23 protein-coding genes, 1 tRNA gene and 2 pseudogenes are annotated in these 17734 nt (G+C 52.9%); 14 read left to right on the forward strand and 12 right to left on the reverse strand.

Translation table 11 applies throughout. The features are described 5' to 3' along the window. The first annotated feature begins 8 nt into the window (after positions 1–8). From AC0L73_RS03970 to AC0L73_RS03980, 3 genes are all read left to right on the forward strand, one after another. Positions 9–485: a GFA family protein gene (locus AC0L73_RS03970; RefSeq protein WP_473654927.1), complete on the forward strand. Its 477-nt coding sequence runs from the start codon at positions 9–11 to the stop codon at positions 483–485. A gap of 86 nt (positions 486–571) precedes the next feature. Beyond that, positions 572–1111, forward strand: coding sequence for a SixA phosphatase family protein (locus AC0L73_RS03975; protein WP_473654928.1), 540 nt, complete (start codon positions 572–574; stop codon positions 1109–1111). Between the two features lie 2 nt (positions 1112–1113). Beyond that, entirely contained in the window at positions 1114–1743 is a 630-nt protein-coding gene (locus tag AC0L73_RS03980) for a CatA-like O-acetyltransferase (RefSeq protein WP_473654929.1), read from the forward strand. On the opposite strand, the gene AC0L73_RS03985 is transcribed toward AC0L73_RS03980, so the two are convergent. The 3 genes from AC0L73_RS03985 to AC0L73_RS03995 all read right to left on the reverse strand — a co-directional run bounded on the left by AC0L73_RS03985 (position 1740) and on the right by AC0L73_RS03995 (position 4376). Next, entirely contained in the window at positions 1740–2273 is a 534-nt protein-coding gene (locus AC0L73_RS03985) for a PAS domain-containing protein (RefSeq protein ID WP_473654930.1), read from the reverse strand. The two genes, AC0L73_RS03980 and AC0L73_RS03985, sit on opposite strands and share 4 nt — an antisense overlap. Positions 2274–2474: 201 nt before the next feature. Next, positions 2475–3260 (reverse strand): DUF169 domain-containing protein, encoded by a 786-nt coding sequence (locus tag AC0L73_RS03990; RefSeq protein WP_473654931.1) that lies wholly within the window; start codon positions 3258–3260, stop codon positions 2475–2477. A 219-nt stretch (positions 3261–3479) separates the two neighbouring features. Further along, on the reverse strand, positions 3480–4376 hold the full coding sequence (locus AC0L73_RS03995; protein ID WP_473654932.1) for a fatty acid desaturase: 897 nt from the start codon (positions 4374–4376) through the stop codon (positions 3480–3482). A gap of 305 nt (positions 4377–4681) precedes the next feature. Between AC0L73_RS03995 and AC0L73_RS04000 the strand changes: the two genes are divergently transcribed. Then, entirely contained in the window at positions 4682–5458 is a 777-nt protein-coding gene (locus AC0L73_RS04000) for a hypothetical protein (protein ID WP_473654933.1), read from the forward strand. A 91-nt stretch (positions 5459–5549) separates the two neighbouring features. Further along, on the forward strand, positions 5550–6236 hold the full coding sequence (locus tag AC0L73_RS04005; RefSeq protein WP_473654934.1) for a hypothetical protein: 687 nt from the start codon (positions 5550–5552) through the stop codon (positions 6234–6236). Positions 6237–6295: 59 nt separating this feature from the next. On the opposite strand, the pseudogene rpsI reads toward AC0L73_RS04005, so the two are convergent. The 3 genes and pseudogenes from rpsI to AC0L73_RS04020 form a co-directional block, all read right to left on the reverse strand. After that, positions 6296–6830: pseudogene (gene rpsI / locus AC0L73_RS04010) on the reverse strand (30S ribosomal protein S9). A gap of 2 nt (positions 6831–6832) precedes the next feature. Continuing rightward, positions 6833–7297, reverse strand: coding sequence for a 50S ribosomal protein L13 (gene rplM / locus AC0L73_RS04015; RefSeq protein WP_227950088.1), 465 nt, complete (start codon positions 7295–7297; stop codon positions 6833–6835). 189 nt (positions 7298–7486) lie between these two features. Continuing rightward, on the reverse strand, positions 7487–7906 hold the full coding sequence (locus tag AC0L73_RS04020; RefSeq protein ID WP_473654935.1) for a PaaI family thioesterase: 420 nt from the start codon (positions 7904–7906) through the stop codon (positions 7487–7489). 159 nt (positions 7907–8065) lie between these two features. On the opposite strand from AC0L73_RS04020, the gene AC0L73_RS04025 reads away from it, so the two are divergent. The 3 genes from AC0L73_RS04025 to AC0L73_RS04035 are packed head-to-tail and all read left to right on the forward strand — an operon-like array spanning position 8066 to position 10648. Continuing rightward, a complete protein-coding gene (locus AC0L73_RS04025) occupies positions 8066–8872 on the forward strand; it encodes an enoyl-CoA hydratase (protein WP_473654936.1) in 807 nt (268 codons plus the stop codon). A gap of 5 nt (positions 8873–8877) precedes the next feature. Continuing rightward, positions 8878–9369, forward strand: coding sequence for a CoA-binding protein (locus tag AC0L73_RS04030; protein WP_473654937.1), 492 nt, complete (start codon positions 8878–8880; stop codon positions 9367–9369). A gap of 1 nt (position 9370) precedes the next feature. Further along, positions 9371–10648 carry an O-acetylhomoserine aminocarboxypropyltransferase gene (locus AC0L73_RS04035; protein WP_473654938.1) on the forward strand — a complete coding sequence of 426 codons (1278 nt, stop codon included), beginning with the start codon at positions 9371–9373 and terminating at the stop codon, positions 10646–10648. On the opposite strand, the gene AC0L73_RS04040 is transcribed toward AC0L73_RS04035, so the two are convergent. Then, positions 10645–11031, reverse strand: coding sequence for a VOC family protein (locus AC0L73_RS04040; protein WP_473654939.1), 387 nt, complete (start codon positions 11029–11031; stop codon positions 10645–10647). The two genes, AC0L73_RS04035 and AC0L73_RS04040, sit on opposite strands and share 4 nt — an antisense overlap. 77 nt (positions 11032–11108) lie before the next feature. Here AC0L73_RS04040 and AC0L73_RS04045 point away from each other — a divergent pair, with 77 nt between their 5' ends. The 4 genes from AC0L73_RS04045 (at position 11109) to AC0L73_RS04060 (ending at position 13124) form a co-directional block, all read left to right on the forward strand. Then, positions 11109–11507 carry a hypothetical protein gene (locus AC0L73_RS04045; RefSeq protein WP_473654940.1) on the forward strand — a complete coding sequence of 133 codons (399 nt, stop codon included), beginning with the start codon at positions 11109–11111 and terminating at the stop codon, positions 11505–11507. Continuing rightward, complete coding sequence (locus tag AC0L73_RS04050) at positions 11491–12303, forward strand: CsgG/HfaB family protein (RefSeq protein WP_473654941.1); 813 nt, start codon at positions 11491–11493, stop codon at positions 12301–12303. Before AC0L73_RS04045 ends, AC0L73_RS04050 begins: the two co-directional genes overlap by 17 nt. 37 nt (positions 12304–12340) lie before the next feature. Beyond that, positions 12341–12775, forward strand: coding sequence for a hypothetical protein (locus AC0L73_RS04055; RefSeq protein ID WP_227950072.1), 435 nt, complete (start codon positions 12341–12343; stop codon positions 12773–12775). A 136-nt stretch (positions 12776–12911) separates the two neighbouring features. Continuing rightward, the gene (locus tag AC0L73_RS04060; RefSeq protein WP_473654942.1) at positions 12912–13124 is read left to right on the forward strand and encodes a hypothetical protein; all 213 of its coding nucleotides are present in this window, start codon (positions 12912–12914) and stop codon (positions 13122–13124) included. Positions 13125–13237: 113 nt separating this feature from the next. Here the strand turns inward: AC0L73_RS04060 and AC0L73_RS04065 are convergent, their stop codons facing one another. After that, a complete protein-coding gene (locus tag AC0L73_RS04065) occupies positions 13238–14305 on the reverse strand; it encodes a COX15/CtaA family protein (RefSeq protein WP_473654943.1) in 1068 nt (355 codons plus the stop codon). Positions 14306–14473: 168 nt separating this feature from the next. On the opposite strand from AC0L73_RS04065, the gene AC0L73_RS04070 reads away from it, so the two are divergent. Together AC0L73_RS04070 and AC0L73_RS04075 are read left to right on the forward strand one after the other, a co-directional pair. Further along, a complete protein-coding gene (locus AC0L73_RS04070; protein WP_473654944.1) occupies positions 14474–14596 on the forward strand; it encodes a hypothetical protein in 123 nt (40 codons plus the stop codon). Then, positions 14569–15564 (forward strand): pentapeptide repeat-containing protein, encoded by a 996-nt coding sequence (locus tag AC0L73_RS04075; protein WP_473654945.1) that lies wholly within the window; start codon positions 14569–14571, stop codon positions 15562–15564. Before AC0L73_RS04070 ends, AC0L73_RS04075 begins: the two co-directional genes overlap by 28 nt. 50 nt (positions 15565–15614) lie before the next feature. Here AC0L73_RS04075 and AC0L73_RS04080 read toward each other — a convergent pair. From AC0L73_RS04080 to AC0L73_RS04095, 4 genes and pseudogenes are all read right to left on the reverse strand, one after another. Beyond that, a tRNA-Pro gene (locus AC0L73_RS04080) sits at positions 15615–15691 on the reverse strand. Between the two features lie 283 nt (positions 15692–15974). Then, positions 15975–16235 (reverse strand): annotated as a pseudogene (locus AC0L73_RS04085) (MerR family transcriptional regulator); the annotation flags it as partial. 22 nt (positions 16236–16257) lie between these two features. Then, positions 16258–16563 carry an integration host factor subunit alpha gene (locus AC0L73_RS04090; protein WP_227950059.1) on the reverse strand — a complete coding sequence of 102 codons (306 nt, stop codon included), beginning with the start codon at positions 16561–16563 and terminating at the stop codon, positions 16258–16260. Between the two features lie 187 nt (positions 16564–16750). Further along, complete coding sequence (locus AC0L73_RS04095) at positions 16751–17722, reverse strand: beta-ketoacyl-ACP synthase III (protein ID WP_473654946.1); 972 nt, start codon at positions 17720–17722, stop codon at positions 16751–16753. Positions 17723–17734: the final 12 nt, after the last annotated feature.

A 17734-nucleotide genomic window follows, 5' to 3' on the forward strand; every position in this document is an offset into this window, starting at 1 on the left:
AAGAGCATATGAAACTAGATGGGTCCTGTCATTGCGGCGCGGTGACTTTCTCACTCAACTCCACCCATCCCTACCCCTATAATTACTGCTTCTGTTCGATCTGTCGCAAGACGCAGGGCGGTGGCGGCTTCGCGATTAATCTTGGGGGGGACGCCAACAGCCTGAAAGTCGAAGGCGAAGAGAATATTTCCGTTTATCAAGCGAAACTTGAAGGCGAAGACGGATTAAGCCCTGCCCGGCGACATTTCTGTAAATCCTGCGGGAGCGCGCTTTGGGTCTATGATCCACGCTGGCCCGAACTGCTTCACCCCTTTGCCTCCGCCATCGATAGCGAGCTTCCCGCCGCACCAGAGCGGACCTATCTCATGGTCGGATCGAAGAAGGCATGGGTGCCGCTGGAGCCCGGACCGAATGACAAGGTTTTCGAGGAATATCCGGACGAATCCATCGCCGACTGGCACCGGAGACTTGGTGTTGAAAAATAAGGCCCCTAGACCCACTTTCTTGTCATACTATGTCCATGCGAGACTGATACATCGCGGATCTTCAGGGAAATGGGAAAGACAGATTCATGCGTAAACTGACCTTGCTTCGCCATGCCAAATCAAGTTGGTCCGACCGGACCAAGGCCGATATTGACCGCCCCCTCTCTTTTCGCGGCCGTCGCGGGGCGCTGAAAATTGGCACTTACATCGAAAAGAACAAAATTTTTCCCGATCTCATCCTCTGCTCCCCTTCCCGGCGCACCCGTGAGACTCTCGCCCAGATCGACCCATTCCTGCCCGATGGAACCGAGGTGAAAATTGAGAAGTCCATCTATTCTGCCGGTACAGGTTCCGGTCTGATCGCCTATCTCAAAAGCTCGGCTATTGAGGAGGTGCATGTCATGATCATTGGCCATAACCCGACAATGCAGCAGATGGCCCTCGATCTTGCGGAGCGGACACCCGATAATGGCTATGACCGGATCGAGCGGAAATACCCCTCTGCCGCGCTCACGCAGATAAAATTTGATATTGATGACTGGCGCAATCTTGGCGAACGCGGCAAGTTGGCCCATTTCGTTACGCCTAAAATGTTGCCCGGGCCGGATGACGAGGATGAGGAATAAATATGAGCGAGACGGAGATCGACCTCGCGTCGTGGGATCGGCGGACGCATTACGAGATGTACCGTGCGAGTGAGTTACCACATTTCAGCCTCACCGCCTCCCTCACCGTCACCCGCCTGCTTGGTGCCGCACGGGATAGGAAACTCTCCCTCTTTAATGCGATGCTGTTCTGCGTCATGCAGGCCGCCAACGCGATTCCGGAGTTTCGCACTCGATTTCGCGGCCAGACAGTGGTCATGCATGACATCATCCATCCATCCTTCACGGTGCCGATAGAGGGCGAACGCTTCGCTTTTTGTCACGCGGGCTATCATGAGGACTGGCTTACATTCGACGCCACTTGCCGCGCAGCGATTGAGACGGCATCAAAACAGGCCACGCTTGATAGCGAGACCGAGGGAGAGGATCAGTGGATTTACCTAAGCTGTCTCCCCTGGCTCGATTTTACATCCATGACCCATCCGCTTCAGGATAAGGATGACTGTATCCCCCGCATCGCCTGGGGGAAAATCGTCGAAGAAGTGGGCCCCGCGCGCGTTTCCGTCAATCTACAGGCGCATCACGCCATCATGGACGGCCTGCATGCGGCCCGTTTTTTTGAAGAATTACAGAAAAATATCGACGTGTTCTAATTGTCGAGCTGAATGAAAATGGTTTGCTCAGCCTCGAGGGACTTAATACGATCTTCTTCCGGCACTCGGAAGCTATCTTCATCAAATCCAGAGGAATAAAACACCAGGCGATTACAAGTATCGTCCTGATCTAGCAGGGGAAACCCAACGGCCACGCTTGTTTCCACCCGCCCCTTATACGAGACGCCGGTTAGTCTGGAAAACATCCCGCAGGGTCTGGAGACGCATTCATACATCGCATCCGCCGCCTTTGCGCGCCGCTCACCTTCGAAGAAATCCAGAAAATTCTTTCCCGTCACTTCCATGCCGATCCGGTCGACCAGTGTGGTTCCGGCCAGACGGTAGAGAATCTCGTCCCGTGACTTGACCTCATAGATCGCAATACCGTGCAGTAATGGCGAAATCCGGCTCGGATCAAAACTTTGCCGCCTCGGAATAACGCGATCCCTGTCTAGGCTTCGCCAGTAATATGCAAATTCTTTTACGTCCGGTGTCACCCAGTCAATATTATCGAACTTTTCATAGGCCATACTTTCTTGGTTCCCGTATCCCCGATTATTGATTGAGCCCGGTTCCGACAGAACGAACCATCTTATTGTATATACCTTTATTATCGGCGGCGTGAAATATACTCATTTATTTAGTGCATGCCAATACGCATTTTTCGCGCACAGCGATCTTTATAAAGCACTAATAACAATCACAAGTATAACCATCTATATTTGTCGTGATTATTTAGATTTACTGCTGTAGCTTACTCCCATACCCGCACGGACATCATTCTGGATGCCATATTGCGCGATCGGATAGCGCAAACCGTTCTTTGACAGAGCGGCCAGCCCTTCTATCACCTTGGGCAGATAGGCGGGTGGAATGGCCATCAGCAGTTCATCTTCAAGCACACCGCCGTAGCGCCGCTCGGCGAAGCAGGGCAGCGACAGGCTCGGCTCCCCCGTAGAGAGAGCCCGGCCCCAACTATCGGCGCAGGAGGATTCGCCCACAACCGAGAAATCAAGCTTCTTATAGCCCGCCCATTGCAAGCCATTGATGAAGATGATCATCTGCGCCGGCGTCGCATAAATCAGGCAGATATCCGGCGGGTTGAGCCGTTTTGAGCTAAGCGGAGAGACCGCCATCGCCGTAAACTGACCCGACGGCACAACGGTCATGGCCGACTGATGGTTGCGCGCATCCTCTGGCGTTTCATACCAGACACCGGCGTAGCGTTCGCCCTTTTGCCATTCCTCATCCTGCGGATGCAGCCCCATCACCGCGCCGCATTGCGCGCCGACAAAGTCGTCCGCCGTCACGCCAACAGTCCAGCCTAGACGAGCGGCCTGCCCGACGATCTGATCCGCCGTGTGAATTGAATCCGGGCGGCGAATTTTTTCCACCGCCTCCATCTCCTCTTTCGTTTCGAACAGCTTCATGCCGATCGGCGTCGCGCGGATACGGAGGTATTTATTCAGACCGTCGAGGATTGAGTCCCAATCATAATATTCGTCGAGTTTTGTCAATTTTCGTCTCCCGTTCTTTTTTTATCAAGCGTGACATGAAGGCCTGCTCTTGTCGTCCTGTCCGTCTTCTGCGGAAATATCTCCCCGACAATGACCACCGCTTTTTATTCATCTGTTTTGGCGTTCACCCGGGTTTCGATTACCACAATACCGGCAAGGGCGCGAATGATCCAGATCAATAAATCAGGAAACAGGATCACAATGCAGCGCCGTGCGACGTCAGGGTGTGAGGCGCTTTATATATTTGCGGTGAAAGGCGATATAGCCCGTCTCGGTCACCTTCAAATGCGGCCGGGTCAACATGTGGAAATTCTCAAGCAAATGAAACGGCACCGCCGGAAAGGCATGATGCTCCGCATGAAAGGGCATGTTCCAGGCGAGTTTGCGGATGACAGGATTGGTGAGCGTCGTGCGGGTATTCTCAAAAATGTTTGTTCCCGCCTCCGGGCAGAGCCCATGCTCGGCCAGCAGAAAAAGCCGCAGGAAAGGCTGACCCAGAACCGCCGGGATTATCCAGACATAAAGCAGAAGCGTGGACCCTGCGGCGATCGATCCAACGAACAACACCGCGTAAATCAGGAGCATCCCTAGCGCCTCCCGCTGTATTGCCGCCCGGCCATGGGCGGGCACAAAGGCGTCATCGATGCGGCCCGTCGCGTTCTTGAGGATAGTTTTCACATGCGAGATCCAGATCGGGATGCCGGACACATGCCAGAGATATTGCGAAAGTGTCGTGATTTTCGGCGCGTGCAGCTCCGGGTCGCGCGTCGGGTCCTGCGTGAAACGGTGATGCTCTATATGGAAATAGCGGAACCACTCCGCCGGCAGAACCGTGATAACACCGCAGACCGAACTCACCAGCTTGTTGAGCCAGAGGCTTCTGAACGCCGTGCGGTGGGAGGTTTCATGTAGCGCAGGGAACAGAAAGACAATGAGTATCCCCTGCGGCAGCATCAACAAAGGCCAGCCCGGCCCTCTCAGCGCGATCAACGCCCCGATCAGCAGGATCAGCCCCACATGCCCGGCGAGATGCAGCAGCCCCTTCACATCCGAGCGGCGCGTCAACATCTCCCGCTGCCCCCGGGTCAGGGATTTAATAAAGTCACGACTTTCCATGAGCGGAGTTTACGGGAGTTTTTTCCGCATTGAAATGCGGCATTTTGGGTGCTGGCGGAGACTTAACTGCCTCCACACCCAAATAGTCTACATTTATTTGCCGACGCTCCGGTATATGCTATAGCTTGACAAGTTCACTTTGTACTTATTTTCCCGTCTGCCGAGTGTCGGCAAGACGATAGCTGCATGGAGTGTAAATGTGTTCTGTTTATGGATGACTTTCATCGGGCCGGTGATAGACGGTGAACTGCATTGATTTATAATTTTATTATTTCTTTGCTTTTCTTTCCCCCGATTTTGATCGTATGCGTCTCGATTTGTTGCGTGTTGATCTACATTTGGCTCAAAAAAACCGTCGTGTAAAGTTGATCAGTGCGTTGATTTTTATGTGTACTTTTGCTGGAACTTACGGTTTTATCAAATTGTACGTAAACATTTGGCCGACGATTAAATACAGGAATGTCATTCCGCAAATCCAGCAATGCCTTGCCGATATGGGGTATGTTGGGGAACCTGAATTTTGGGATGGTCATGACATCGCAACCAGAGAAAGAAGATTTATCTTTGTGTCGCCGATGGGTAGCATAAAGGAATTTATAAATAGCGGCTTTCCGACCGATAGTGGTGAAAAGCGACTCGGCTATATACAAATTTTACCGGACATAAATGGTTTTCAAAACGAGAAGCATCGTCCTGAAATTTCTTCACTGATTTCTGCGCGCTTTTACCTTAACGCCTCGTTTCCAAGGACTTTGGAGCAATATCAAAAGAGTTATTTCTCAGGGCGGGATTTCGACCCCGTTGACAACGTGAGAATTCGTAACCTTGATGGAGAATATGACGCTTACATCGGCCATGATTTTCAGGGAGACGAAAACGGCTTTTTTCTGGCGACAAAGAAAAGGCGGAAAACCTCCTCGCTGATTGACTGCAATAACAGATCGAAGGCTTGCCGCATAATAACTTATGCCGAAGAGGGCTTAATGATCACTTACAGGATATTGATCAGTGATCTATCAAAATTTGAGTCCATAAATTCGTTTGCTCGTTCGTATGTAAATTGCACCTTAAGACCACGCTGAAAGGCTAAGATCAGATGATGCCGGCGATGGCAGTATATTTTTTTACAAAGTTGGTATTTTTCTGGCGTTTGTAATAGTTCTTCTTCTGATTTTGATCAAGAAGTCTTGGTTCGGCGTTGAATTTAAAACGCTTTGGCGTGTACTTGCTGCAGCAGCAATTTTTGGCAGCTTATTCACATATGATCAGATTTTCAGGCAGGAACGTGAGCATCTTATAACGATAAATGGCGTGCCATTTCTCCTGCCGCCGTGGTCGGTTTCTTATGCGCCTTACGATGCAAAGGGTCCTGTCGCATTCATTTTTACATATGGTATTCTTCCGGACTTCAATACGTGGAGGGAAGAGTACAAACTTGTTCGCAATACATTAGATCCCAACTATGTTCAGATTTTAATCCGTCCCCCACTGTCAAATGGGAATGCAGTTGTAAACAATATAAAACAACGGACTGTAGCGGAAGTTTTCCCAAATCAAGCACCCGTAAATGTCGAAGAACTTAGCCTCCGAAAATATGAGAGTCCAACATATGACACCGCTTACTATGTGCCCACACAATCTTTTGGGGAGCCTCTCATATTAAATTGCCCAAAGCCAGATTTGGTTTCTCGACATCCCGGCTTAAGGTGCGAAGCAAATATAGATCGAGACAAGTATACATTAGAAATTCGATTTTTGCCGTCAGAGCTGCCGCGGTGGAAAGAAATTGTGACGAAAGTGCTGGCGCATGTTGAGGAGCTTCGCGCCCGGGGCGATGCGGCTCTGGCTGCAAAGAATTAAACACAAAAAAAGGGCCCGCCGAAGCAAGCCCTTTTCTTTGTCGTATATAGCTCTCGCGATTAACGCTTGGAGAACTGGAAGCTCCGGCGGGCTTTCGCGCGGCCGTATTTTTTCCGTTCCACAACGCGGCTGTCGCGGGTGAGGAAGCCTTCGGCCTTCAACGCCGGGCGCAGGGCCGGTTCGTAATAGGTCAACGCTTTCGAGATACCGTGGCGTACCGCACCGGCCATGGCCGGAGAGTCCCCCGCCCTTTACTGTGCAGATCACATCGAACTGGTCAACGCGGTCGGTCACTTCGAACGGCTGCAGCAGGATCATGCGGAGCACAGGACGCGCAAAATAGACTTCCTGATCACGGCCATTGACGGTGAACTTGCCCGAACCGGGCTTGATCCAGACGCGGGCAATGGCGTTTTTCCGCTTGCCGGTCGCGTAGGAACGACCGAGGCTGTCAATCACTGGATCGACATGGACAACTTCGATAACCTCGGCGGCCTCAATTACTTCAGTGCCTTCTTCAGCAGCCGGGGCATCCTTGGCGGCGCCTTCGGTCAGGTCTTTCAGATCCTCAAGGGAGTTTGCTTCATCGGCCATACTCAGGCGCTCCTTACGTTCTTAGCATTCATCGACGCAACATCGACCACTTCGGGGTTCTGCGCCGCATGCGGATGTTCGGAACCCGCATAGACGCGCAGGTTGCTGAACTGTTCGCGACCAAGGGCGCCGCGCGGGATCATCCGCTCAACTGCCTTCAGGATCAGCCGTTCCGGATGCGCGCTGGAGAGCGTTTTTTCCGCCGTCCGGCTCTTGATACCGCCCGGATGTCCGGTGTGCCAGTAGAACACCTTGTCTGTCAGCTTCTTGCCGGTCAGGGCGACTTTTTCCGCATTGATGACAATGACGTTGTCGCCGCAATCGATATGGGGTGTGAACATGGGTTTATGCTTGCCGCGCAGGCGGGTCGCAATAATCGAGGCAAGACGACCGAGAACGAGCCCTTCAGCATCGATCAGCAGCCATTTCTTCTCCACCTCGGATGGTTTCGCAGAATAGGTTTTCATTTAACTCAAGCCTTCGCGTAAAGCGTGCCACAACAAAATAAAGGGAGCAATTGGCCCCCCGATCTGGTGGCGGGTATAATCTCACTTCAAATCCAAGTCAACCGAAATAGCGGTTTATTTTCATTAATTTACGTTTGTGGTATTATAATACCGCAAAATCAGCCGGATATATGCAGAACCGAAAAGATATCACCTTTTCGGCGGGATCGCATAGGTCGCAGTGACATGGGCAACCGGTTCATCCGGATCACCGGCAAAAAGGCTGAACTCCCCGGTGGCGAGGGTTTTCCCGAGTTTTAGAAGACGCCCCTTCGCGATTAGCTCCCCCGGCTCCGGTTTGCGCAGGAAATTGATATTAAGACTGGTCGTCACCGCAAGCGCGACAGCGCCTATCTGTGCGAGCAGAAGAAGATACATCGCGGCATCGGCCAGTTCCATCATCGTCGGCCCCGAAACCGTCCCACCGGGACGCAAATGCCGCTCCCCGGTTTTCATGGTGACGGTAATGGAGTGATCGTCCACATGATCCACCTTCAGTCCGAGATGATCGACTTGGGGGAAGTGCTCCCGATTGAAGGCTTCAAGGTCCTTGGCGGTCATCATGGGCATGGGCGGTTTCTCCTCTTTGTGATGCGGGCAAGATAATCGCCCTCCCCCGCCGCGGCAAGCCCTTCGCGCAACGAGCAGAAAATTACCGCTATAGCATTGATCCGCCGCCAGAAAGGATTATGGTATCTGTCAAAAGACGAATTTACGAGGAATACCCGAATGTCTAGCAGAGAAATAACGAACAAGGACAACGAGGACATCATCCGGTTCAACGTGGCTGATCACATCGCCACAATAACGCTCAACGATCCGACAAGCCGCAACTCCCTCTCGCGCAAGATGATGGGGCGGATGCAGGAGTTGCTCGATGAGATTGCGGCATCAACAGACATTCATGTCGTGATCATCGAGGCGACGGGTCCGGTTTTCAGTTCCGGGCATAATCTCAAGGAAGTCATCGCCTCCCATGAGGAGGGGACGGACGGCGATCTCTTAAAACAATGCTGTACCATGATGCAGGGTGTCGTCACCCTGCCGCAGCCGGTGATCGCCCGCATCGATGGCGCGGTGACGGCGGCGGGAACGCAGCTTGTTGCGTCCTGCGATTTGGCTTACGCGTCGGCAAATTCGAAATTCGCCACCTCGGGCGTTAATTTCGGGCTGTTCTGCTCCACCCCCATGGTCGCCCTCAGCCGCAATGTCGCGCCAAAACAGGCGATGGAAATGCTGGTCAGTGGTGACTTTATTGACGCCGGGCGCGCGATGGAAATTGGCCTGATCAATGCCGCCCTGCCCGAAGGCGAACTGGACGATCATCTACAGGCAATGGCGAAGAATATCGCATCGAAATCGCCGCTGGTCCTGAAACTCGGCAAATCGGCCTTTTACAAGCAGCTTAATATGCCCCTTGATGAAGCCTACAAATTCACGTCCGGTGTTATGCAGGAAAACATCGCCTCCGAGGATGGGCAGGAAGGCATGACCGCTTTCAAGGAGAAGCGCGCACCTGTCTGGCGGGGAAAATAGGCTCCATGGATCACGACGCATACGCCGATGATTATATCGGCGGGATCCTCAACGAGGTGAAGACTGTTGCCGTGGTCGGCGCGAGCAGTAACCCCTCGCGACCGAGCTACTACGTCATGAAATATATGAAGCGCAAGGGATATCGCTGTATTCCGGTCAATCCGGGCCTCGCGGGACAGGAACTCTTAGGCGAGATGGCCTATGCGTCGCTGTCCGATATCCCTGACCCGATCGATATGGTTGATTGTTTTCGCAGCTCCGACGCCATTCCGCCGATCGTGGACGAGGCCATCAAGATCGGCGCGAAGGTCATCTGGATGCAACTTGGTGTTCGCCATGACGAAGCGGCGAAGGTGGCGGAGGCCGCAGGCCTGAAAGTCGTCATGAACCGCTGTCCCAAAATCGAATTCGGACGACTGTCCGGGGAAATTGCCTTTATGGGTGGTCGATCCGGCGTTATTTCATCAAAAAGATCAAAACTAGTAGGGAAAAAATAACATGAGCACCCCAAAATTCGAGACTCTCTCCATCCATGCCGGCGCGACGCCGGACCCGACCACTGGCGCCCGCGTCACCCCGATCTATCAGACCTCCGGCTTTGTGTTTGACGATGCGGATCACGCGGCGGAACTGTTCAACCTTCAGGCCTTCGGCAATATCTATTCCCGCCTGACCAATCCGACCAATGCAGTGCTGGAGGAACGGGTGGCGACTCTGGAAGGCGGCGCGACCGGCCTTGCGGTCTCCTCCGGTCATGCCGCGCAGCTGATCGTCTTTCATACATTAATGCAGCCGGGCGATGAATTCCTCGCCTCCACCCGTTTATATGGCGGCTCCATCACCCAGTTCGGCCAGTCGTTCAAGAAATTCGACTGGAACGCCATCTTCGTAGACCCGAAAGACCCGGAAGATTTCAAGAAGGCCCTGACTCCAAAATGCAAGGCCATCTTTATCGAGAGCCTCGCCAACCCCGGCGGCGTGATGACCGATATCGACGCGATTGCCAAGATCGCCCATGACGCGGGCATCCCACTTATTGTCGATAATACGCTCGCCACGCCGTACCATTGCCGCCCGATTGAATGGGGTGCCGATATCGTCGTTCATTCAGCGACGAAATTCCTCTGCGGCCACGGCAATTCCATGGGCGGCATAATCGTCGATAGCGGCAAGTTCGACTGGAGCGCGTCCGACAAGTTCCCGACCCTGAGTCAGCCGAACGAGTCCTATCACGGCCTCAAATTCCATGAGACTTTCGGCCAGCTTGGTTTCGGCATCGCTTGCCGCGCCCTGGGCCTGCGCGATTTGGGCCCCGCCCTCTCCCCGTTCAACGCCTTCATGATCCTGACCGGGATCGAGACCCTGCCCCTTCGCATGGAACGGCACAGCGAGAATGCCCTCAAGGTTGCCGAGTATCTAAAGAACCATGACAAGGTCAGCTGGGTTTCCTATGCCGGTCTGAAAGGCGATCCTTATTTTGAGCTTGGCCAGAAATATCTGAACGGCGGCGCGGGCGCCGTCCTCACCTTCGGGATCAAGGGCGGCTATGACGCAGGCGTGAAGGTCGTGGAATCGGTGGAGCTGTTCTCCCATCTTGCCAATATCGGCGATACCCGGAGCCTGATCATTCACCCAAGCTCCACCACCCATCGCCAGCTGACCGAGGAACAGCAGGTCGCGGCGGGTGCCGGGCCGGATGTCGTCCGTCTTTCCATCGGGATCGAGAATGTCGATGACATCATCGCCGATCTGGAACAGGCGATCAGCGCCAGCTAACCCTGTCCGTCATAGACGGATAGCTCTATCAGGTTGAGATCGGGGTCGCGCACGTAAATTGACGTGATCGACCCCCTCGCCCCTGTCCGGGCCACCGGCCCTTCGAGAATGGCAATCCCGGCCGCAACCAGCCGGGCCTGCATCTCCTCCAGCTCCCCCTCGATAATAAAGCAGAGATCCGCCGTGCCGGGTTTCGCCAGATGCGCCTTTGGTTCGAACTCCTGCCCGACCAAATGCAGGTTTATTTTCGACGTCCCAAACTTCAGCGCGCGCCTCCCTTCCCCGAACTCTTCATAAGTCATTTCCAATAATTCACAATAAAAATACTTGGTTCTCTCAACATTCGAAACAGTTAAAACAATATGATCTATATTTTTAATCATTTTAATTACATATTATTATTGAAAAATATTTATTTACTATCATTTAAATAAATATCCATAGATAAAACAAAATAACCATGAAATATTTATTCATCATTTCGACAATATTCCTATCTATTTGTCCGACAATAGTCGCGGCCAAAGACGGCAGCATTTCCGCCGCAGAAGGCTGGAATAACAGTGCCGGTTTTCAATCATCTTATGACAAGCTGGTCAAGCTGACCACAGCTGAAGCCATTGAACGACAAAATGGTGGATATTACGACCAGTGGTCGCAAAACAATCTCTATGTTTCGAATGTTACCATCGGTGCCCAGACTGTTTTCTCAGAAAGCTCACTTGAAAACGTGCAGATCAGTACCGGAAATTGTGGGGCGGTCGGCGGGTTGACCAATGTTGAGTCTCCCGGAAAAACCGGCAACACAATTGATGGCGCCCCTTGCCAAGTTGAAAATTCCAATGCAACACAGCATTAGTGCCACATTATTGATCTCTCTTCTCTTGACCGGTTGCATTGGCTTCGGTGACAAAAATATTAGTCAGGAAAAAGGGCCGCCGGTTCAATCGCTGATCACACCTTATGATCGTCTGATAGCCTGCATCGCAGAAAAGAACGTAATGCCTGGCGTCTGGGCAGTCGGCGAAATCATAGACGCGACCGGAAAATTCAGCTCCGAATATGCAGGCACGGGTAAGTATGTCAGCCAGGGCGCAGGCGACATGATGCAAACCTCACTGATGCAGGCGAAGGCGGAAACTGTCGTGAACCGGCGCGACCCGCGGCCCATCATTTCGGAAATCCAGCTTGGGATCCGGGATACGAAACAGTTCGTCCGGATGGATTATTATATTACCGGATCGATCAACACGCTGGACTTTATCCCAGGTGCCGCAGCGGAGGTGACCATTGCAGGGATCGGCCCGCGCTATCGGCAGAACCGCGCAATTATCGGGCTGGATTTGCATCTGACTGATGCGCGCACATCAAAGGTATTGGCGGCGGTCAATATATCCAAGCAGATTTTTGCCGACGAGGCTGGATTCGGGATCGGACGCTTCTTTGGCGACACGCTGGTCGATCTTGATGTCAATGTCCAGAACCGTGAGCCATTGCAGCTCTCTCTTCGCTCCATGCTGCAGTTCGGGCTCTATGAGATGCTGTCTGAGCGGAGCCCCGAATTACGGGATAGCTGTCAGCAAATCGTCGACTCTGTTGAGGGGGTCGAGGATACAACCACCGAAACCTTAAAAATATTTCATCCAACAGGTTAGCGTCATTTTTAATTTATTTTCGCGAAAGGAATTTATTATGAAAAAACTTATTATTGCGGCTTTTACTCTTTCACTCTTTGCCAGTCCCGCTATCGCAGGGAGTATTACTGGCGTAACTCCGCCCGTTAGCAGTGGCAGTGACGGGCAAATCGGCACATATGGCAACAGCGCTCTGGATATCAGCGTCACTGGCGCGACTGGAAACATCGTAAATAACGGGAACTATGCCGCTTTCTTTGGGTCTTCTAACACCGGCAGCATCGCTGGAACGGTCAATATCAATAATGCCAAACTGATGGCCCCGACTTTCCCGTCAAAAATTAATACCGGCAAAGGCGGCTTTAGCTATACAACTGTCAGCGGCGCCACAATCGGTGCCAATACCTACTATGAATCTAAAGCTGTACGTTTTGAAGCGCTGCAATATGAGGACGGCCTGATAAACCTGCTCGAATCCCTGGTAGATGATTAATCAAAGCTCGTTACAGAGCGACGTAACGACCTCACAGAGATAACTAGCCAGCCCTGGGGTCCCTGGGGCTGTTTTTGATTGCGCCAATACGGCGTCCAACGATTTTTTTATCCTAATTTTCTATCTGGAGTTTATTATGAATAATATATTTAACTTATTAATAGTATTTTCGCTTCTTTCCGGCCTTATGCTGGCCGGCTGTAGCTTCGATGGACCGTCAGGAGATCCACAGAACGATGACCGGAGAGATGGCGGTGACGTTACCAATGACACGCCCGACGACGGAGTAGGCGGCGAAGATACTATTGGCACGCCAGGCGGGTTAGATGAAGATGGAAATCCAACTTAACTCTGATGACGGCGAATAACACGGCAGTATATTGGCTCCGCACCCTATGCGATTTCCCGTAAGGGAAAGCTTTATACCATGTCCTCCGACCGGTCAGCATCCGCTGGCCGGTTTTATTGTGCCCGCTCCGCCCGGATTTCATGCACCACGAAGAGCGCGGCGGCGAGCACCAGCATCCCGCCCGCCTGATGCGCCGCGCCAAGGGCGACCGGCACCACATGAAGCAGCGTCACGATCCCGAGGAACACCTGCGCGAAAACCAGGCTGACCAGCAGCGACACACCAAGGCGCAGCCGTGCGCTAATGCTTCCGCTCCGGCTCGTGAGATAGAGCCAGATGGCGACGAGCGCGATAATATAGGCAATCATACGGTGGACAAACTGGACCGTCCCCGGATTTTCGAGGAAGTTGTGATAGAGCGGCTGCATATAAAGGAAATCCTCGGGGATGAAGCTGCCGCCCATCAGCGGCCAGTCCGTATAGACAAAGCCCGCACTGAGCCCGGCGACGAACCCGCCGATCAATATCTGAAGCGCGATCAGGAACAGCAGGAAATACCCGGTCTGCCGAACCATAGCGCTCGCGGGCACGGCCCTTTCAATCACGGGCCGGGTGAGGTCGAAAATCGTCCACAGCAGCACGGAGAATATCAGGCTGGCGAGCGCGAGATGCGCAGTCAGGCGGTAATGGCTGACGTCCGGTTGATCGACCAGGCCGCTCTTGACCATAAACCAGCCCATGCCGCCCTGCGCCGCGCCGAGCAGAAAGAGCAGCGCGAGCCGGGGCGCCATTTGTCTCGGAATTTTTCGGAACAACAATAGCAGGACGAACGGCACAAAAAACGCGAGGCCGATCACCCGGCCCAACACCCGATGCGCAAACTCGAAAGCGTAGATGCCCTGAAACTCGGAAAGGCTCATGCCCTTGTTGATTTTCTGGTATTCGGGGAACGCCTTGTAGCGTTCGAACTCCGCCATCCAGGCCTCATGGCTCAAGGGCGGCAGCCAGCCCGTCACCGGCTTCCAGTCGGTCATCGACAGGCCCGAATTGGTCAGCCGCGTCACCCCGCCCAGCACGATCATCGCAAACACCAGCACCGCCACCAGCGCCAGCCAGCCAATCACCAGTTTGCGACCATCCGCCGCGGGCGCGCCTGCGCCTGTATGTACGTCCATCGTCATGGCCCGCAACATAGCCCAATCGCCGGCAAAAGCAATATAGCGAAAAGGGTATTGCGACACCCCGCCGCAGGGGGCGGCCCGGCCGCCTGCGGGATTGATTGACTGGAGAAACTAACAGTCTAAACTTCTCTTAATACGTGCTTTGTGATCAATTGAGGGGGAAAGGCGATGGCTAATCAAGAGCTTGTAAAAAAATTCGGGATGGAACTTGGAGAAACCCAGAATTACAAGGTGCAGACCTATCTCATGCTGACTTACAAAACATGGATCTCCAAGGCGCCGATTTGCTGAGTGCAGATCTCCAAGACGCCAAAATGCGAGGAACCAACTTGCAAGGGGCTAATTTGAAAAGCGCCAATTTGCAGAATGCCGGTATGCGGAGAGCAAAATTAACCCGAGCTAATTTGCAAAGCGCCGCATTACAGGGCGCTGATATTAGATCAGCTACCTTAGAAACTGCTAACTTGCAAAGCGCCAACTTGAACGGTGCGACATTACATGACGCATTAATGGAGAAATGCAATCTACAAGGCTCTAAACTTCATAACACTGTTTTAAAGGGTGCAGATTTAAGATCTTCTATCCTCCGGGGTGCAGACTTTCGAAATGCCAATTTGGAAGGATGTGACTTAAATTGGGCTGAAGTTGATGATCAAACTAATATAGATTTACCTGAAAATTTTGAAATTCTTGTTGATATTATACGTCGCGTAGATCGTCCACACGTCGCATCGAGTGAAACACCTGAAGATTTAAAAGCCGAAGAAAGAAACAAGCTCCTAGACACTGAAAAATCCAAGTTTGAAAAAGCGACTGATAATACAACCAATCCTGCATCATCGCTCAGGGCCAACCCAGAAGATCGAATAAGCATTCCTGTAGGAAAGACCCCGACTGGCGGAGCAAAAACGATCAAGAACGAAAGCCTTTTAAAACTCGAAAAGCTCCGTGACGAACTCGAAAAATTTCATGGGAATAATGAAGAATTCAAATCGATCCCAAATACGGAAGAAATGCCTCTTTCGCAAGACGATCTGGAAGTACTAAAGCAAGCAGTCAACGTCTCAATAACCCTCCAAAAACTTCCAAATTTTCCTCCCGAAATCGTCAACACTCTTAGAGAGCTTGTCGCCTATTTAAAGTCCATAGCAAGCTATTTCGCAGGTATAAGAATTGAAAAATATGCGGCTGTAGTGGCACTGATAAATCAATCTTGGGAACTAATAGAAAAATTCCTGCTTATGTTGGTTGGATTATAAAATACCCACTAAAAAAGCCCCGAAACCGTGAGGTTTCGAGGCTTTCAATTTGGTCGGGCAGAGAGGATTCGAACCTCCGACCCCTTCGCCCCCAGCGAAGTGCGCTACCAGGCTGCGCTACTGCCCGCCAGATCCTGGCGACCGGGCCGTGTGTTACCGGCCCAAGGCTGGCGCACTATACTGACGCCCGCGCGCGATGGCAACGCCCGTTATGGCACCAAACCCACTTTTTTATCCTGCAAAAATCTCCCGCAAGAGCGCCTAGGCGAGCATCTCTTTCAGCTCTTTCAGATCACTCAACACACCGCGGAGCTGCGCCTTCGCATCACCGGAAAGAGGATCACCGCCGCCGTCACCGGCCGACTGGCTGAGCGCCGGGTTCCCCTCCGCCCGCGCGGCGGAGACCATGGCATCGACATTATCGATGCGCCCCCCTGCTCTTTCAGGAGCTTCTGCGCCCCGCGAATCGTAAAGCCATGTTTATAGAGAAGGTCGCGAATGCCGCGGATCAGCTCCACATCGGAGGGGCGGTAGTACCGCCGACCGCCACCGCGTTTCAGCGGCTTGACGACCTTGAACTTGGTTTCCCAAAAACGCAGGACATGCTGCGGAACTTCCAGCTCCGCCGAGACTTCACTGATGGTGCGGAAGGCATCAGGCGATTTTTGCAGTTTCTGTGCTTCTCTCGCCACCTTATGCGCCACCGTTGCCCTTATTGATCTTGTCCTTCAGGACATGCGACGCGCGAAAGACGAGTACCCGGCGCGGGTTAATCGGCACTTCCTCCCCCGTTTTCGGGTTACGGCCGATCCGTCCGGTTTTCTGCCGCACCTGCAGGCTGCCGAAGGAAGAAATCTTTACAGTCTCGCCAGCGACAAGCCGGTCCGAAATTTCTGACAGAATAGCCTCGACATGATCCGCGGATTCATTGCGGGACAGGCCGACCTGCTGATAAACAGCCTCTGCCAAATTTGCTCTGGTTAAAGTATTTTTCGTCATGTTATCACCCCATTAGACTTTACAGGATTATCAATGCGACGGGCCTCGTCAATCATAAAGGTGTAATTATCGGCTGTTACCCGCCGAAAAGCCCTGTTTTTGGCAAAAAGACACGATAACTGATTGAAATTGATCGCGGATTTGACGGCCTATAGAAGTTGCCGAAAAAGAGATTCGCGAGACGCGACTACCAGCGGACCAGCGCAGAGCCCCAAGTAAAGCCCCCGCCCATAGCCTCCAGCAGCAGCAAATCGCCGCGCTTGATGCGCCCATCCCGCACCGCCTCATCCAAGGCAAGCGGCACAGATGCGGCGGAAGTATTACCGTGTTTATCGACAGTTAAAACAACTTTCTTAGGATCAAGTTTAAGTTTTCGACCGGTCCCGTCGATGATCCGCTTGTTCGCCTGATGCGGCACCAGCCAGTCGATATCCTCGGTGGTCAGGCCCGTTGCCTCCATCGCCTCATGGACGACGCTGGCAAGGTTATTCACTGCATGTCGGAAAACCTCCCGCCCCTCCATCCGGAGGAAACCGGTCGTCTGGGTCGAGGACGGGCCGCCATCGACATAGAGAAGATCATGCTTGTCGCCGTCTGAATGCAGATGGCTGGTGAGAATGCCGCGGTCATCCGATGTGCCTGCGCCGTCCTCCGCCTCCAGAATAACCGCGCCCGCGCCATCCGCAAAGAGAACGCAGGTCGTGCGGTCTTCCCAATCGAGAATGCGCGAGAATGTCTCCGCCCCTATAACCAGAGCGCGATTAACCTGACCGGATTTGACGAAATTATCCGCCGTCGCCAGCGCGAAGAGAAAACCTGTACAGACAGCCTGAACGTCGAAAGCAAAACCGCGCGTCATGCCGAGGTTCTTCTGCACCACCGTTGCAGACGCGGGGAATGTCTCATCAGGCGTCGCGGTGGCAAGGATTACCAGGTCGATGTCATCGGGCGTCAGCCCCGCCATCTCCAGCGCCGCTTTCGCCGCATGGGTTGCCAGATCGGAGGTTAGCTCGTCATCCGCTGCGATATGTCGCTGCTTGATGCCGGAACGGGCGACAATCCATTCGTCCGTCGTATCGACTCTCTTGGACAACTCGTCATTCGTGACAATACGTTTGGGAAGGTAGGATCCGGTGGCGGTAATAACTGAGCGACGCATGTACTTCCTGTT

Source organism: Sneathiella sp. D3-11 (assembly GCF_055809395.1).

Excerpts from the sequence above, each read along its gene's own strand:
- AC0L73_RS03970 (WP_473654927.1), top strand. The coding sequence starts at position 9 with ATGAAACTAGATGGGTCCTGTCATTGCGGCGCGGTGACTTTCTCACTC.
- AC0L73_RS03975 (WP_473654928.1), top strand. The coding sequence starts at position 572 with ATGCGTAAACTGACCTTGCTTCGCCATGCCAAATCAAGTTGGTCCGAC.
- AC0L73_RS03980 (WP_473654929.1), top strand. The coding sequence starts at position 1,114 with ATGAGCGAGACGGAGATCGACCTCGCGTCGTGGGATCGGCGGACGCAT.
- AC0L73_RS03985 (WP_473654930.1), bottom strand. The coding sequence starts at position 2,273 with ATGGCCTATGAAAAGTTCGATAATATTGACTGGGTGACACCGGACGTA.
- AC0L73_RS03995 (WP_473654932.1), bottom strand. The coding sequence starts at position 4,376 with ATGGAAAGTCGTGACTTTATTAAATCCCTGACCCGGGGGCAGCGGGAG.
- AC0L73_RS04000 (WP_473654933.1), top strand. The coding sequence starts at position 4,682 with ATGCGTCTCGATTTGTTGCGTGTTGATCTACATTTGGCTCAAAAAAAC.
- rplM (WP_227950088.1), bottom strand. The coding sequence starts at position 7,297 with ATGAAAACCTATTCTGCGAAACCATCCGAGGTGGAGAAGAAATGGCTG.
- AC0L73_RS04020 (WP_473654935.1), bottom strand. The coding sequence starts at position 7,906 with ATGCCCATGATGACCGCCAAGGACCTTGAAGCCTTCAATCGGGAGCAC.
- AC0L73_RS04025 (WP_473654936.1), top strand. The coding sequence starts at position 8,066 with ATGTCTAGCAGAGAAATAACGAACAAGGACAACGAGGACATCATCCGG.
- AC0L73_RS04030 (WP_473654937.1), top strand. The coding sequence starts at position 8,878 with ATGGATCACGACGCATACGCCGATGATTATATCGGCGGGATCCTCAAC.
- AC0L73_RS04035 (WP_473654938.1), top strand. The coding sequence starts at position 9,371 with ATGAGCACCCCAAAATTCGAGACTCTCTCCATCCATGCCGGCGCGACG.
- AC0L73_RS04040 (WP_473654939.1), bottom strand. The coding sequence starts at position 11,031 with ATGATTAAAAATATAGATCATATTGTTTTAACTGTTTCGAATGTTGAG.
- AC0L73_RS04045 (WP_473654940.1), top strand. The coding sequence starts at position 11,109 with ATGAAATATTTATTCATCATTTCGACAATATTCCTATCTATTTGTCCG.
- AC0L73_RS04050 (WP_473654941.1), top strand. The coding sequence starts at position 11,491 with ATGCAACACAGCATTAGTGCCACATTATTGATCTCTCTTCTCTTGACC.
- AC0L73_RS04055 (WP_227950072.1), top strand. The coding sequence starts at position 12,341 with ATGAAAAAACTTATTATTGCGGCTTTTACTCTTTCACTCTTTGCCAGT.
- AC0L73_RS04060 (WP_473654942.1), top strand. The coding sequence starts at position 12,912 with ATGAATAATATATTTAACTTATTAATAGTATTTTCGCTTCTTTCCGGC.
- AC0L73_RS04065 (WP_473654943.1), bottom strand. The coding sequence starts at position 14,305 with ATGACGATGGACGTACATACAGGCGCAGGCGCGCCCGCGGCGGATGGT.
- AC0L73_RS04070 (WP_473654944.1), top strand. The coding sequence starts at position 14,474 with ATGGCTAATCAAGAGCTTGTAAAAAAATTCGGGATGGAACTTGGAGAA.
- AC0L73_RS04075 (WP_473654945.1), top strand. The coding sequence starts at position 14,569 with ATGGATCTCCAAGGCGCCGATTTGCTGAGTGCAGATCTCCAAGACGCC.
- AC0L73_RS04090 (WP_227950059.1), bottom strand. The coding sequence starts at position 16,563 with ATGACGAAAAATACTTTAACCAGAGCAAATTTGGCAGAGGCTGTTTAT.
- AC0L73_RS04095 (WP_473654946.1), bottom strand. The coding sequence starts at position 17,722 with ATGCGTCGCTCAGTTATTACCGCCACCGGATCCTACCTTCCCAAACGT.